Source organism: Streptomyces sp. NPDC001858, assembly GCF_053594615.1.
Window position 1 is genome coordinate 169724 of record NZ_JBSFEV010000003.1, and the last position, 13451, is coordinate 183174.

General features: G+C 72.8%; 10 protein-coding genes and 1 pseudogene. 5 read left to right on the plus strand and 6 right to left on the minus strand.

Annotated elements, in window-relative coordinates; all coding sequences use genetic code 11:
- Nucleotides 1-194 precede the first annotated feature (194 nt).
- Both ACWCPF_RS05360 and ACWCPF_RS05365 read left to right on the plus strand, forming a co-directional pair.
- Nucleotides 195-1133 (plus strand): annotated as a pseudogene (locus ACWCPF_RS05360) (response regulator transcription factor); the annotation flags it as partial.
- A 335-nt stretch (nt 1134-1468) separates the two neighbouring features.
- Nucleotides 1469-2971, plus strand: coding sequence for a HAMP domain-containing sensor histidine kinase (locus tag ACWCPF_RS05365; RefSeq protein ID WP_451043613.1), 1503 nt, complete (start codon nt 1469-1471; stop codon nt 2969-2971).
- 32 nt (nt 2972-3003) lie between these two features.
- Here the strand turns inward: ACWCPF_RS05365 and nirD are convergent, their stop codons facing one another.
- From nirD to ACWCPF_RS05395, 6 genes are all read right to left on the minus strand, one after another.
- Nucleotides 3004-3354 (minus strand): nitrite reductase small subunit NirD, encoded by a 351-nt coding sequence (gene nirD / locus ACWCPF_RS05370; RefSeq protein WP_451043614.1) that lies wholly within the window; start codon nt 3352-3354, stop codon nt 3004-3006.
- Entirely contained in the window at nt 3351-5957 is a 2607-nt protein-coding gene (gene nirB / locus ACWCPF_RS05375; RefSeq protein ID WP_451043615.1) for a nitrite reductase large subunit NirB, read from the minus strand. Before nirB ends, nirD begins: the two co-directional genes overlap by 4 nt.
- Nucleotides 5957-7333, minus strand: coding sequence for an NAD(P)/FAD-dependent oxidoreductase (locus ACWCPF_RS05380; RefSeq protein WP_451043616.1), 1377 nt, complete (start codon nt 7331-7333; stop codon nt 5957-5959). Before ACWCPF_RS05380 ends, nirB begins: the two co-directional genes overlap by 1 nt.
- Before the next feature lie 107 nt (nt 7334-7440).
- On the minus strand, nt 7441-8067 hold the full coding sequence (locus tag ACWCPF_RS05385) for a class F sortase (protein ID WP_451043617.1): 627 nt from the start codon (nt 8065-8067) through the stop codon (nt 7441-7443).
- Between the two features lie 146 nt (nt 8068-8213).
- Nucleotides 8214-8762, minus strand: coding sequence for a hypothetical protein (locus ACWCPF_RS05390; RefSeq protein ID WP_451043618.1), 549 nt, complete (start codon nt 8760-8762; stop codon nt 8214-8216).
- 363 nt (nt 8763-9125) lie between these two features.
- A complete protein-coding gene (locus tag ACWCPF_RS05395; RefSeq protein WP_451043619.1) occupies nt 9126-9599 on the minus strand; it encodes a gamma-glutamylcyclotransferase family protein in 474 nt (157 codons plus the stop codon).
- Between the two features lie 236 nt (nt 9600-9835).
- Between ACWCPF_RS05395 and ACWCPF_RS05400 the strand changes: the two genes are divergently transcribed.
- The 3 genes from ACWCPF_RS05400 (at nt 9836) to ACWCPF_RS05410 (ending at nt 13417) form a co-directional block, all read left to right on the plus strand.
- Nucleotides 9836-11488: a M4 family metallopeptidase gene (locus tag ACWCPF_RS05400; protein WP_451043620.1), complete on the plus strand. Its 1653-nt coding sequence runs from the start codon at nt 9836-9838 to the stop codon at nt 11486-11488.
- A 103-nt stretch (nt 11489-11591) separates the two neighbouring features.
- On the plus strand, nt 11592-12308 hold the full coding sequence (locus ACWCPF_RS05405) for a DUF6215 domain-containing protein (RefSeq protein ID WP_451043621.1): 717 nt from the start codon (nt 11592-11594) through the stop codon (nt 12306-12308).
- Complete coding sequence (locus ACWCPF_RS05410) at nt 12305-13417, plus strand: hypothetical protein (protein ID WP_451043622.1); 1113 nt, start codon at nt 12305-12307, stop codon at nt 13415-13417. Before ACWCPF_RS05405 ends, ACWCPF_RS05410 begins: the two co-directional genes overlap by 4 nt.
- Nucleotides 13418-13451 lie beyond the last annotated feature (34 nt).

Here is a 13451-nt window from a genome sequence, read left to right on the forward strand (position 1 = left end):
CCATCACCGTAGAGGGGGCAATGCCAGGCGAAGGTTAGAGGAACACTAAACCGCCGACAAGAATGGGACAGTTTTCGTCCGGAGTTGAGTGGCTGCTCACATTGCCCGGGAGGCGTAGGCGGTTTCCTGACCGTTCTTGTAGCGTGTCAGTTCCACTGAACACGCGAATTGGTTCACGGGAGAGACGGGAACGCATGGGTGTACGAGTCCTGCTCATCGAGGACGACCGGACGATCGCCGAACCGCTCGTCGAGGGCCTTGCGAACTTCGGGCTGACGGTGCATCACGTCGCCACCGGCAACGAGGGGTTGAGGGCGCAGTACGGCGATGTCGTGCTGCTCGACCTGGGGTTGCCCGACATCGACGGCATCGACGTCTGCCGAGGCATCCGGCAGACCTCCGACGTCCCCATCATCATCCTCAGCGCGCGCGGCGAGGAGGCCGACCGTGTGCTGGGCCTGGAGCTGGGTGCCGACGACTACCTGGCGAAACCGTTCAGTATGCGTGAGCTGGTGGCCCGGGTGCGTGCGGTGACCCGACGGGCCCAACGGCGGGCGGAGCCAGGGCAGTTGGCGGGTGGCGATCCCTTCGGCGGCGAGTCCTTCGCGGGTGCGGGCGTCGGCGCGGCGCCCTTCGCCGAGGCGGCGCCTCAGCGCCTCGCCGAACTCGCCCCGCCGGCACCCGTACAACCGGCTCCCGTGCAACCGGCACCCATGCAACCGGGGCCCATGCGGCAGGCTCAGGCTCCCGTACCGTCGCGCCCCGCCGCCCCCGCCGCCCCCGCCGCCCTCGTGGGCGCAGCCCCCGCCACCACCGGCGCCGTCGGTCCGCTGGTCGTCGACCGGCGGACCCGGCAGGTGTGGGTGGGGGAGGGGGCGGTCGCGCTGACGCCCAAGGAGTTCGAACTGCTCGCGCTGCTCACCGAGGACCCCGGGGCCGTGTATTCGCGCCAGCAGATCCTCGACCGCGTGTGGGACCCGCACTACCAGGGTCCGACGAAGACGCTGGACGTCCATGTGGCCACCCTGCGACGGAAGTTGGGCAACCCGGCGTGGATCCAGACCCTGCGCGGAGTGGGCTTCCGGCTGGCCGTGCACACCTCCGCGCCGGGCGCGCAGCAGGCTTACGCGCCCCCCGCCCCGGTCCAGGCCGCCCCGGCTCATGCCGCCCCCGTCGACGCCGTGCCCGTCCAGACCGAGCGCGCTCAGCCGACGTACGTCCAGTCCACGCCCTACGACCCCACGGGCTACGACCCCACGGGCTACGAGCCCACGGCCTACGAGTCCACGGGCTACGAGCGCACGGGCTATGAGCCCGCCGCCCACGAGTCGACCGCCTACGAGCCTCCCGCCTACGAGCCCGCCGCGTACGAGCCTCCCTCGGCGTACGAACCCCGGCCCGCCTACCCCCACGAGGCCTACGAGAGCTTCGACAGCTTTCAGCCCCCTCAGCGCTCGGCGGCCTACCGATGACCCGTCGGCTGCTGCTCAGCTACCTCACGCTCGCCGCCCTGGTGCTGCTCTGTCTGGAGATCCCGCTCGGCTATGTGTACTCGCGGGGCGAGCGGGACCGGGTGATCAACCTGGCCAAGGACGAGGCCGAGTCGGTGTCGGCGTACGCCTCCCTGTCCATCTCGGCGGGCCGGGAGGCGCAGGATCTGCCCGAACGGGCCGCGCACTGCGCCGAACGCATCGGCGGCAAGGTGCTGATCGTCGACGAGCGCGGCAGACTGCTGGCCACCTCGCATCCGCTCACCGAGCGAGAGGAGGGCAACCTCGCCACCTGGCCGGGGATCGCCGCCGCGCTGCAGGGAACCGCCACCGCGGACGTCCGCACCTCCACCATCGGCGGGGTGCAGTACCTCGCGGTGGCCACGCCGGTGGCGCACGGCGCGGAGAAGCAGGGCGCCGTGCGGATCACCCTGCCGACCCGCATGGTGTCCGAACGGGTCCACCACGTCTGGCTGTTGCTGGCGCTCGGCGGACTCGCGGCGCTGACCGCCGTCGCCGCCCTCGGCTTCGTCATCGCCCGCTGGACCGGTCGGCCCATCCGTGAACTGGAGCGGGCCACGCACGAGTTGGCCGTCGGCGGGGCGGCGACGCCCGTCGCGATCACCAACGGGCCGCCGGAGGTGCGCAGTCTCGCCGCGACCTTCAACCGCACCGCCGCCCGGCTGGAGCATCTGCTGGCCTCCCAGCGGGCGTTCGCCGGTGAGGCATCGCACCAGCTGAAGACGCCCCTCGCGGCGCTGCGGCTGCGGCTGGAGAACCTGGAGAGCGACATCGCCCTGCACGCCCGCGGCTCGCTGACCGCCGCGCTGACCGAGACCGACCGGCTGGCCCGGATGGTCGAGGGGCTGCTCGCGATGGCCCGGCTCGACGAGAGCGCCGCCGAACGCGAGAAGATCGACCTGGGCCGGGTGTGCGCGGAACGGCATCGGGCCTGGACGCCGCTGTTCGAGCAGCACGGGGTCTGGCTGGCGCTGGCGGGGGACTACGACGGCGAGGTGCTGGCGCTGCCCGGGGCGGTGGAGCAGATCCTCGACAACCTGCTCTCCAACGCCCTGCGCGTGGCGCCTCCGGGTTCCACGGTCTCCGTCGACCCGCGCTGCCACACGCCCCACGAGCGCCGTTTCACGCCTCGCGGCCCGCACCGGCCGGCCGGTCCGGCGTGGGTGGAGCTGCACGTCATGGACGAAGGCCCCGGGATGACCGAGGAGCAGCGCCGCCGTGCCTTCGACCGCTTCTGGCGTGCCCCGGACGCCCCCAAGGGCGGCACCGGTCTGGGCCTCGCCCTGGTGCAGCGCCTCGCCCACGCGAGCGGCGGCGAGGTGGTCCTGCGGCCGGCCCCGCACGGCGGCCTGGACGCGGTCGTCCGGCTCCCCGCGGTGCCGGCCCGCCCCGGGGCCCACGGCATCCCCGCCCAGCGCCAGTCGAGACGCCTCCAGGCCACGACCCCGGGCCCACGCTGACCCGACCTGAGGACCCGAACGGGCGCCGCCCGTCAGGCCGTGCGCACCTCGTAGGTGGCGATGCGTACCGTCTCGTCGTCCAGGCACTCGCCGGTCCGCAGGTCGAAGCGCTGCTTGAGGAGCGGCGAGGCGACGAAGGGGCGGCCCTGATGGGTGCCGGTCAGGCCGCGGGAGAGGACGGCCGCGCCGCCGAACGGGTCGCGGTTGTCGACGGCGAACAGGGTGCCGGAGCGGTCGCGGAACAGGGCGACCTGGCGGCCGTCCGGCAGCAGCGCGGCCACGCCCCGGCCGGGGACGAGCCGGCTCAGGTCGCAGACCGTGAACCAGGCGTCCTCCAACTGGAGTTGGACCTTCAGGTCGGTGGTCTCGGGTGCCAGGGTCATCGCTGGGCGCTCCCTTCCAGGGGACGGTGGCCGATGGTGAGCAGCGGCAGGTCGGGCTTGATCTGGTCGCGCTCGGGGACGAAGCCGACGACCGGGTCGGGGGTGTCCGGCGCGTTGACGAAGGACACGAACCGGGCGAGCTTCTCGGGGTCGTTGATGGTGGTCGCCCACTCGTCGGCGTAGTGCGCCACGTGGGCCGTCATCAGGGACTCCAGCTCCTCGCAGATGCCGAGGGAGTCCTCGACGACGACGTCCCGGACGTGGTCCAGGCCGCCGGGGATGCGCTCCAGCCAGGTCGAGGTGCGCTCCAGGCGGTCCGCCGTGCGGATGTAGAACATCAGGAAACGGTCGATCAGCTTGATCAGTTCGGCGTCGTCGAGGTCCTGGGCGAGCAGGTCCGCGTGGCGCGGGGTCGCGCCGCCGTTGCCGCCCACGTAGAGGTTCCAGCCGTTGGACGTGGCGATGATGCCGAAGTCCTTCGACTGGGCCTCGGCGCACTCGCGGGCGCACCCGGAGACCGCCGACTTGAGCTTGTGGGGCGACCTGAGCCCCCGGTAGCGCAGCTCCAGGTCGATCGCCATGCGGACGGAGTCCTGGACGCCGTAGCGGCACCAGGTCTGGCCGACGCAGGACTTCACCGTGCGCAGGGACTTGCCGTAGGCGTGTCCGGACTCGAAGCCGGCGTCCACCAACCGTGTCCAGATGAGCGGGAGTTGCTCGACGCGCGCGCCGAACATGTCGATCCGCTGGCCGCCGGTGATCTTCGTGTAGAGGCCGAAGTCACGGGCGATCTCGCCGATCACGATCAGCCCCTCGGGGGTGATCTCGCCGCCGGGGATGCGCGGGACGACCGAATACGAGCCGTTCTTCTGGAGGTTGGCGAGGAAGTGGTCGTTGGTCTCCTGGAGGGCCGCCTGCTCGCCGTCCAGGACGTAGCCGCTCGCGCCGATGGTCGGGGCGAGGGAGGCGATGATCGAGCCGACCGCCGGCTTGCAGATGTCACAGCCGTCGCCGCCCCTGGCGCCGTCGCGGCCGTAGCGGTCCAGGAGATCCTGGTAGGTGTTGATGCGCAGGGCGAAGACGATCTCGTACAGCTCCTCGCGGGTCTGGCCGAAGCAGCCGCACAGGCCCTTGTCGACCTCGACGCCGCTCGCCTCCAGCTCGGCGGTGACCAGCTGTCCGAGCACCTTGACGCAACTGCCGCACGTAGTACCGGCCTTGGTGCACTTCTTCACCTCGGGCACGGTGGTGCAGTCGTGCTCGGTGACCGCGCCGCGGATCGTGCCCTTGCGGACGTTGTTGCAGGAGCAGATGATCGCGTCGTCCGGCAGCGCGGACGGGCCGAGCTGGACGGACTCCCCGGCGCCGGCCGGCAGGACGAGGGACTCGGGGGCGACGGGCGGCACCGAGCCGGTGAAGGCCTTCAGCGTGCCGTAGGCCTCCGCGTCGCCGACCAGGATGCCGCCGAGCAGCGTGCCGTCGCGGCCGATAACCAGCTTCTTGTACAGGCCCGAGCGGGAGTCGGAGTAGACGACGTCCAGGCAGTCCTCGGCGGCGCCGTGCGCGTCGCCGAAGGACGCCACGTCCACGCCGAGCAGCTTCAGCTTGGTGGAGAGGTCGGCGCCCGTGAAAGCGGCCTCGTCGGCGGCGATCGTCGCGGCGGCGGTGGCGGCCTGCTCGTAGCCGGGGGCGACCAGGCCGTACACCCGGCCGTCGGCGGCCAGCGCGCACTCGCCGATCGCGAACACCTGCGGGTCGGCGACCGTGCGGCACTGCTCGTCGACCGCGATGCCGCCGCGCTCGCCGACCGTCAGTCCGCAGTCGCGGGCGAGCTGGTCGCGGGGGCGGACGCCGGCGCTGAACACCACCAGGTCGGTGGCGAGTTCGGAGCCGTCGGACAGCTTCATGCCGGTGACGGCGCCGTTCTCGCCGACCACGATCTCCTGTGTGCCGACGCCGGTGTGGACGCTCAGGCCCATGTCCTCGATGGTGCGCAGCAGGGCTGCGGCGCCGCCCGCGTCGACCTGGACGGGCATCAGCCGGGGCGCGAACTCCACGATGTGGGAGGTGAGTCCGAGACCCTTCAGCGCGCCTGCGGCCTCCAGACCCAGCAGACCGCCGCCGACCACCGCGCCGGTCGTGGCGCGCGACTTCGCGTACTCCTCGATGGCGAGGAGGTCCTCGATCGTCCGGTAGACGAAGCAGCCCTCGGCGTCCTTGTTCGGCACGGGCGGCACGAAGGGGTAGGAGCCGGTGGCGAGGACGAGCGTGTCGTACTCGAAGACCTGACCGGAGCGGGCGGTGACCTTCCGCGCCTCGCGGTCGATCGTCTCCGCCGGGTCGCCGACGTACAGTTCGATGCCGTGCGCGGCGATGAAGTCCAGGTCGGTCATGGACAGTTCCTCGGGCGTCTTGCCCGAGAAGTACGAGGTGAGGGCGACGCGGTCGTACGCGGGGCGCGGCTCCTCGCACAGGACGACCACGCGGTGCGTGGCGGTCAGGCCGCGCTCGGCGAGCGCTTCGAGGAAGCGCTGGCCGACCATGCCGTGGCCGACGAGCACGATCGTGGGGGTGGCCTCCGTGGCCTCCGGGGTGGCGGTCATCAGGAGCCTCCGTCGTTGGTGAGCAGGTGGAGCAGGGGGCCGTGGTCGGGGAGCGGCTCTGCTCCCTCCCAGGCGCGCGCGAGCGCGCCGACGGTGCCGAGTTCGCCGACGAGCACGCCGCCGACCAGGCGGTCGTCGCGGACGACGACCTTGCGGTAGGTGCCGCGGGTGGCGTCGGCGAGCTGGACGACGTCGTCGCCGGGGCGCGGCTCCGTCTCGCCGAACGCGGCGAGGTCGAAGGCGCTGTTCCCGGCAGGACCGAAGGCGTTGTTTCCGCCGTTGTTCCCGGTGCCGTTTCCGGCGTTGTTTCCGGCGTTGTTTCCGGCGAGCGTGAGCCGGGTGAGGGCGCGGGTGCCGCCGTAGCGCGCGTTCGGATCGCCGACGAGCAGCTCGGCCAGCGCGTCGGCCTGTTCCAGCGCCGGGGCGGCGAGGCCGTACACGGTCCCGCCGTGCTGCGCGCAGTCGCCGATCGCGTGGATGTGCGGGTCGGACGTCCGGAGTTCGTCGTCGACCAGGATCCCCTTGTGCACGGCGATCCCCGCCTCCTTCGCCAGTCCCGCGCGCGGCGAGACCCCGCAGGCCAGCACCACCAGGTCGGCGCCCAGGGTGTAGCCGTCGGCCATCTCGACGGAGCGGACGGCCCCGCCGACGCAGCGCACGTCGCGTACCCGGCACTCGGTGTGGATCTCCACGCCGAGGCCGGCGAGGTGCCGGCGGACCAGTGCGGAGGCGCTCGGGTCGAGCTGGCGCTCCATGAGCCGCTCGGCCTGCTGGGCGAGGACGACCTGTGCGCCGCGCACCGCGAGCGCGCGGGCCGCGGAGACCCCGAGGAGCCCGCCGCCGATGACGACCGCCCGCACGCCCGGCCGCACGGCCTTCGACAGGCCGAGGCAGTCGTCCATGGTCCGGAAGGCGTGGACGCCCTCCGGCAGCACATGGTCCGGCGTGCTGTGCCCTCCCGGGGGACAACCCCCGGACCCCCGGCCGGAAAGGCGGGTGGGATCGCTTGCCCGGTGTGTCGGTGCGAGGTACATGTCCGTGAACAGTCCGCGCAGCGGCGGCAGTACCGGGTTGGAGCCGGTGGCCAGGACGAGCGTGTCGTATGCGATCTCCGAGCCGTCCGCGCAGGCCAGGGTCCGCCGGTCGCGGTCGATGCCGGTGACCCGGGCCCGCACCAGACCGGTTGGCGCGGGCAGCGCGATCACCTCCGGGGCGTACCGGCCGGCCAGCACCTCGGCGAGCAGCACCCGGTTGTACGGCCGGTGCTCCTCCTCGCCGACGAGCAGCGCGGGCGCACCCAGCTCGCCGAGCCGGCGGGCGAGTCGTACGCCCGCGAGGCCGGCGCCGAGCACCACCACACGCGAATTCGAGGTCATGCCCAGGAGCGTGCGATGCCGACGTTACCCGGCAGCATCACGGTTGTTTCCCGCGAGGAACGCTGCCCTCAGCGGGGCCCGGGCCCAGGTGTGAGGGTTCCGGCGGCTCATCTGTGGCGGACGCCCGTGAGGTGGGCGAAGACGACCACGTTGCCCTGGTAACCGGTTGCCCGGGAGTATCCGCCGCCGCAGGTGATCACCCGCAGCTCGGGCCGGTCGGCGGGGCCGTAGACCTTCTCGTCGGGAAACGCGTTCGCGCGGTACACCTCCACGGCGTCCACCGTGAACACGGCCACGCTGCCGTCGCGGCGGTCCACCTCGACGGCGCTGCCCTTGCGCAGGGCGCCCAGGTCGTAGAAGACGGCGGGCCCGTCGGCGTTGTCGACATGGCCGGCGACGATCGCGGTGCCCGTCTCACCGGGCGTGGTGCCGGCCTCGTACCAGCCGGCCAGGTTCTTCTTCGCGGCGGGCGGGACGTCGAGGCTGCCGGACGCGGTCAGGGCCAGGCCCATCAGGGGGGCATCCACGTGGATCGCGGGGATGCGGACCCGGTCGGGCGGGGACGGCGGCAGCGCGGGCGCCGTGGACGCCTCGGCGGCCCGGTCGGCATGCGCCTGTGCGGCGGACGGCTGCGGCGGGGCGTGCGTCTCGGCGCCGCCGCGCAGCAGCCATGCGCCGCAGCAGAGGGCGGCCACGGTGACCGCCGCTATCGCGGAGTTGCCGACCTTGCGCATGCCGAGACCTCCCGTGGGTGCTCCGTAGGTGCTCCGTGGCCGCTCCGTGAGCGGGAACCCCGGGCCCCCTCCGGGCCGCGAGGGGCGTCGGACCCGGAGGGGGAGGGGACATGCGGTACCGGCGGACGGACAGCGGAGGGTGTCCGTCAGATCCCGTCGCCTCTCGCCCGGCGATGCAGGAGCCAGGTACCGCCCGCGGCGGCGACGGCGAGAGCCGCCACACCGGCCGCGGTCTGTACGGGGTCGGGGCCCAGTGCGCCGCCGACCCCCGTCTTCACACTTCCTCGCGGATGCACCGCCTGCCGGTCCGAGGCCAGCACCACCACCAGATCCCCGGCGAGCCGCCGCCCGCCCGCCGCGCACTCCGCGACGATCTCGTACGTCCCCGGCTGCGCGCTCGGCGGCACCTGGAACTGGCCGATCGCCTCGCCGTCGTGCGTGGTGGGCGCGAGCGGGAAGGGGCCGGCGCCGACCGCCCCGGCGTCGCCCGCGGCGGCTCCGCCGTCCCCGCACGCCGCCGTGTTCACCGAGACCTGCCCGCCCGGCACCGCGGTGGACGGGTACACGTCCAGCCGCCCGACGCCGGCGGCCGGACCGGCGGCGTGGGCGGGCGCGGCGAGTCCGGCCGCGGCGGTGACGGCGAGCGCGGTACCGGTCAGCAGCCGGGCTGCGGTACGGGCGGTACGTCGTCGCATCGGTGCTCCTCACGAGCTCTTCGGTCGCGTCCCTGTCCTTCCGAGGTAAGTCGCAGCGCGGCGAGCGCGCTTCCCGAGGATGCGTCGGGAATTGGGATGAACGGGTGTCGCAGGCCCCGCCGAGCGGGGTGCGGGCGCCCGCGTTTCAGCAGGTCACCGACGTGCGAACGGCTCCGCCGCACCCGACCCGGAAATGCGCCCACGCAAGGGTGTGAACGGGTGACCCCTCCTCGCCCTTCGACGCCCGGCCGTCGGTCCCCGGCCCTCGGCCCCTGAGCGCTTCGCTGGAAGTGCCGGGATGCGCCGTCGTTTCGCTGCGGCGCCATCGTGGCTGGTCGCGCAGTTCCCCGCGCCCCTAAAGCCTCATCGTCGTGTGAGCCAGTCCCCGCCCTTGATCAGCTTGCCCCGGGCCCGCAGGGCGGCGGCGACGGCGGGTGCTGCGACGTACACCCAGGCGCGCACGGAGTGAGTGGGGCCGCCGGGAGGCGAGGCCTCCCCGTCGGCCACCCCGCAGACCACCTCGCAGACCACCTCGCGTTCCACGCGCTCGTACAGGTTGTGCGGGTCGCCCGGTGCGTACTCCTCCAGCCGGTCGAGGTCGGCGAGCAGCCGCGCGTATGCCTCGGGCCGGGCGGTGACCAGTTCGCCGGCCACCGCCGCGCCCCGCTCCCGCGGTTCCTCGACCGCGTACGGATAGCCCGGCCCGTCGTAGAGCACCGCGCCCGCCAGCCGGGCCGGTTCCTCGCGCAGGGTCCGGCCGCGCAGGAAGAGGTCGTGGTTGACCTCGCCGGGGCGGAGGGTGCCGTAGACGAAGAAGGGGAGTTCGGGGGCGCTCACGGAAACGATTCTCCCCCCTTCTCTTCCCCTGCTCTTCCCCTCCTTTCCCCCTTCACCGATGTTGACCGATCCTCACTCATCCCCCGCGTGGACGCTATGGACATGACATGTCAGGGCCTCTTAAATGCCAGGACGAACTCAGCGCCACCCCCCCCGAGTCACCCCCCCCGAGTCACCCCCCCCGAGTCACCCCCACGCGCCCCCACGGCGCCTTCTCGAGGAGACCGAAGACACCGATGAGTCGGATACGGATACGGCAGCACGTCCGAGGTTCCCGTCTCGCCACCGCCGGCATCGCCGCCACCACGGCCACGCTGCTGGCCGCCGTACTCTCCCCGGTCGCCGGCGCGGCCGACAGGCCGACCCGGGCCACCGCCCTCGACCACGCGGCGGAGGCCCTCGCCGACCACGCGGCGGCCCTGGGCCTCACCTCGCTGCAGTCCACGTCCGTGCGCGACGTGATCGTCGACAAGGACGGCGCCCAGCACGTCCGCTACGACCGCACCTACCGTCAACTCCCGGTACTCGGCGGCGACTTCGTCGTCCACCTGGCCCCCGACGGCGCCTACCGCAGCGCGAACCGGGCGACGAAGGCGACGATCGCGCTGCCGAGCATCGCCCCCGCCCTCTCCGCCCCCAAGGCCGCCGACGCGGCCGTGAACGCCCTGCGCGCGGTCAACCTCGGCGAGGCGCTGACCCAGGTCAAGGCCAAGCCGCAGCTGGTCGTCGACGCCCTGCACGGCGCCCCGAAGCTGGCCTGGCGGACGAACGTCGTCGCCCTGGACTCGCTCGGCAACCCGGTCGCCCGCGAGGTGCTGACCGACGCCCGCACCGGCGCCCAGATCGACGCCTGGGACAGCATCGAGACGGCCACCGGCGACGGCAAGTCCCTGTACGGCGGCACGGTCCCGCTGGAGACGACCCTCTCGGGATCGACGTACCAGCTCAAGGACCCGACGCGCGGCAACACGTACACCGGCGACGCGGAGAACAAGACCGACCTGTGCATCTTCGGCATCTGCATCAGCCGCGCCCCGGCGACGCTGTTCACCGACGCCGACAACCACTGGGGAACCGGCGCGGCGACCGACCGCTCCACGGCGGCCGTCGACGCGCAGTACGGCACCGACGTCACCTGGGACTACTACAAGAACGTCCACGGCCGCAACGGCATCGGCAACGACGGCAAGGGCTCCTACAACCGGGTCCACTACGGCAACAACTACGCCAACGCCTTCTGGGACGACAGCTGCTTCTGCATGACCTACGGCGACGGCAACGCCACCCAGCTCGGCCCGCTGGTGGCGCTGGACGTGGCGGGCCACGAGATGTCCCACGGCGTGACGTCGAAGACGGCCAACCTGACCTACTCGGGCGAGTCCGGCGGCCTCAACGAGGCGACCTCCGACATCTTCGGCTCGCTGGTCGAGTTCTACGCGGGCAACGCCTCCGACGCCGGCGACTACCTCATCGGCGAGAAGATCGTCCGCTCCGGCTTCGGCCGGGACGCCCTGCGCTACATGGACAAGCCGAGCAAGGACGCCAACTCCGCCGACTACTGGAGCAGTTCGGTCGCCAACCTGGACGTCCACTACTCCTCCGGCGTTGCCAATCACTTCGCCTACCTCCTCGCGGAGGGCAGCGGCACGAAGACGATCAACGGGGTCACCTACAACTCCCCGACGTACAACGGCTCCACGCTCACCGGCATCGGCCGCGACAAGCTCGGCGCGATCTGGTACCGGGCCCTGACCGTCTACATGACGTCCTCGACGAACTACGCGGGCGCGAGGACCGCCACTCTCAACGCGGCCAGGGACCTCTACGGCAGCGGCGGCGCGGAGTACAACGCGGTCGCGGCGGCCTGGAGCGCGGTCAACGTGAATTGACTATCGCCTGGCTGGATCACCCGCTAGGCTCCCCCGGCGCGCGCACGACCGGCGCGCGCCGGGGGAGCAGGGTGACCAGGGGGTACCGGGGGTAATGGGCATCATGGACGACACGGGCGACGGCACGGGCGACGACGTCGGCGTGGCCGAGAAGGGGCCCAATGCCTGGGCCCAGGCGACGGCGGCGCTGGTCGTGGTCGCGGCCATCGGGGGCGCGCTGTTCGTGATGCAGAAGAACACGGCCGACGCCGTCGGCAAACCGGCCACCTGCACGGCCGACGCCGAGACCGGCAAGGAGGCCAGGGAAGCGGCTGCGGCGAAACGCCTCTCGGGGTCGCAGTTGTGCACGGCGCTCAACCGCGCGGACCTGCCCACGCTCCTCGGCACGCCCGAGGATCAGGCGCTCGGGACGGGCCAGGGCACCACCGGCTCGGCCGAGTCGCTGATCGGCATCGTCCCGGAGGCGACCGTCACACTGGACACCTACACGGTGAAGCTCTCGCGGTCCTACGACGACCTCCCGCTGGCTCAGTTGGAGGGCCTGCTGGACGACGCGCAGAAGAAGACGATCCTCGGGCATCCCGCGGTGCTCTATTCGAGCCGGACGATCAGCATCCGCTTCAGCCTCGACGGCGACCAGTCCGAGTCCGCCCCCGGCGTGGCCGTCCGCAGCCTGCTCGTCGCCCCGGACGCCAAGGACGCCGGCGGCTCCTACGAGATAGCCGTCTGGCGCAAGGACGGCATGGTGCCCGACGACGCGGCCCTGATCCGGGTGGCGCAGCAGGTGCTGCCGACCGTCCCCGACTGGATCGCCGGGTGAGCCGTTCCGCCATGCAGCGCGCCCTCGCGCGCGGCCTCCTGGTCGGCACCGGGATCGGCGTGTCGCTGGCGGCTCTGGTCGTCGGCTTCATCCTCGACCGGGGCCCCCTGCTCGTCGTCGGCCTGGTGCCGCTCGTGCCGCTCGTCGTGATCGGCATCGTGACAAGGGGACCGGGCCGCGCCCGCGAGCCGGCCGTCCCGCGCCGCACGGCTCTCGCGAAGATCGAGAGCCTGCGCGCGGACTCCACCGAGACCGGGGACGTGCCGATCAGCTTCGAGCTCACGGTCGCGCCGGACGACGCGTCGGCGTTCCGCGTGAAGCTCAGCCATCGCGTCAACCTGGTCGACCTCCCCGACTACCGTCCGCGCGGGACCCTCGTCGTCGAGTACCCGGGGGACCGGCCGTGGGAGACCGAGATCGCCGAGCGGCCGACGCCGGAGTGGACGAGCCGGGCGGCCACCGCCGCCATCGACTCCGCGCCCGAGTCGGCCCTCGTGGGCGTGCCGCCCGAGGAACGGGCGTTCGGCGGCGCCGTCCGCGTCGGGCTGCTGATCGGTGCCGCGGCGGTCGTCCTGCCGTTCTACTCGGACCTGGCGGGCCCGGACGGCTTCGGATCGGCGTCCGCGTCCCCCGAGCCGTCCGTGTCCTCCTCCAGTTCGTCCTCCCCTTCCTCCTGGTCCACGACGGTCACCTCGACGTCGGTGTCCGGCACGGTCGCCGTCGGGCCGGACCGGTCGCTGCTCGACTCGGGCGAACTGCGCCGCGCGGTCGCGGCCTTGACGAAGGACAAGGGCAAGGACGAGGAGACGGGGGCGGCGCGCGCGATCACCGTCGTAGTCCAGGAGCGGCTGCTGACCGTGGTGTTCGCGCCCGCCGGCACCGCCACCCCCGCCTTCGACCTGGCCGCCCTGCCCTACGCCCGCGTCCCCGCCCTGGTCCGCGAGGCCACGACGAGCCTCGGGGCCGGCTCCCCGGGGACCTGGCAGCTCACCGCCGACCACCTCACCGGCTCCCTCGCGCTGCGCGTCGCCGTGACCGGTCCGGTGGGCGCGGCCGCGCTCGAAGCGGACGGCACGGGGAAGGTCGTGCGGCGCAGCCCGGTGCGGTGAAACGGGGGGAGGGCCGGTGCTCGACGGCACCGGC

Excerpts from the sequence above, each read along its gene's own strand:
- ACWCPF_RS05385 (WP_451043617.1), bottom strand. The coding sequence starts at position 8,067 with ATGCGCAAGGTCGGCAACTCCGCGATAGCGGCGGTCACCGTGGCCGCC.
- ACWCPF_RS05390 (WP_451043618.1), bottom strand. The coding sequence starts at position 8,762 with ATGCGACGACGTACCGCCCGTACCGCAGCCCGGCTGCTGACCGGTACC.
- ACWCPF_RS05400 (WP_451043620.1), top strand. The coding sequence starts at position 9,836 with ATGAGTCGGATACGGATACGGCAGCACGTCCGAGGTTCCCGTCTCGCC.
- nirB (WP_451043615.1), bottom strand. The coding sequence starts at position 5,957 with ATGACCGCCACCCCGGAGGCCACGGAGGCCACCCCCACGATCGTGCTC.
- ACWCPF_RS05365 (WP_451043613.1), top strand. The coding sequence starts at position 1,469 with ATGACCCGTCGGCTGCTGCTCAGCTACCTCACGCTCGCCGCCCTGGTG.
- nirD (WP_451043614.1), bottom strand. The coding sequence starts at position 3,354 with ATGACCCTGGCACCCGAGACCACCGACCTGAAGGTCCAACTCCAGTTG.
- ACWCPF_RS05380 (WP_451043616.1), bottom strand. The coding sequence starts at position 7,333 with ATGACCTCGAATTCGCGTGTGGTGGTGCTCGGCGCCGGCCTCGCGGGC.
- ACWCPF_RS05405 (WP_451043621.1), top strand. The coding sequence starts at position 11,592 with ATGGACGACACGGGCGACGGCACGGGCGACGACGTCGGCGTGGCCGAG.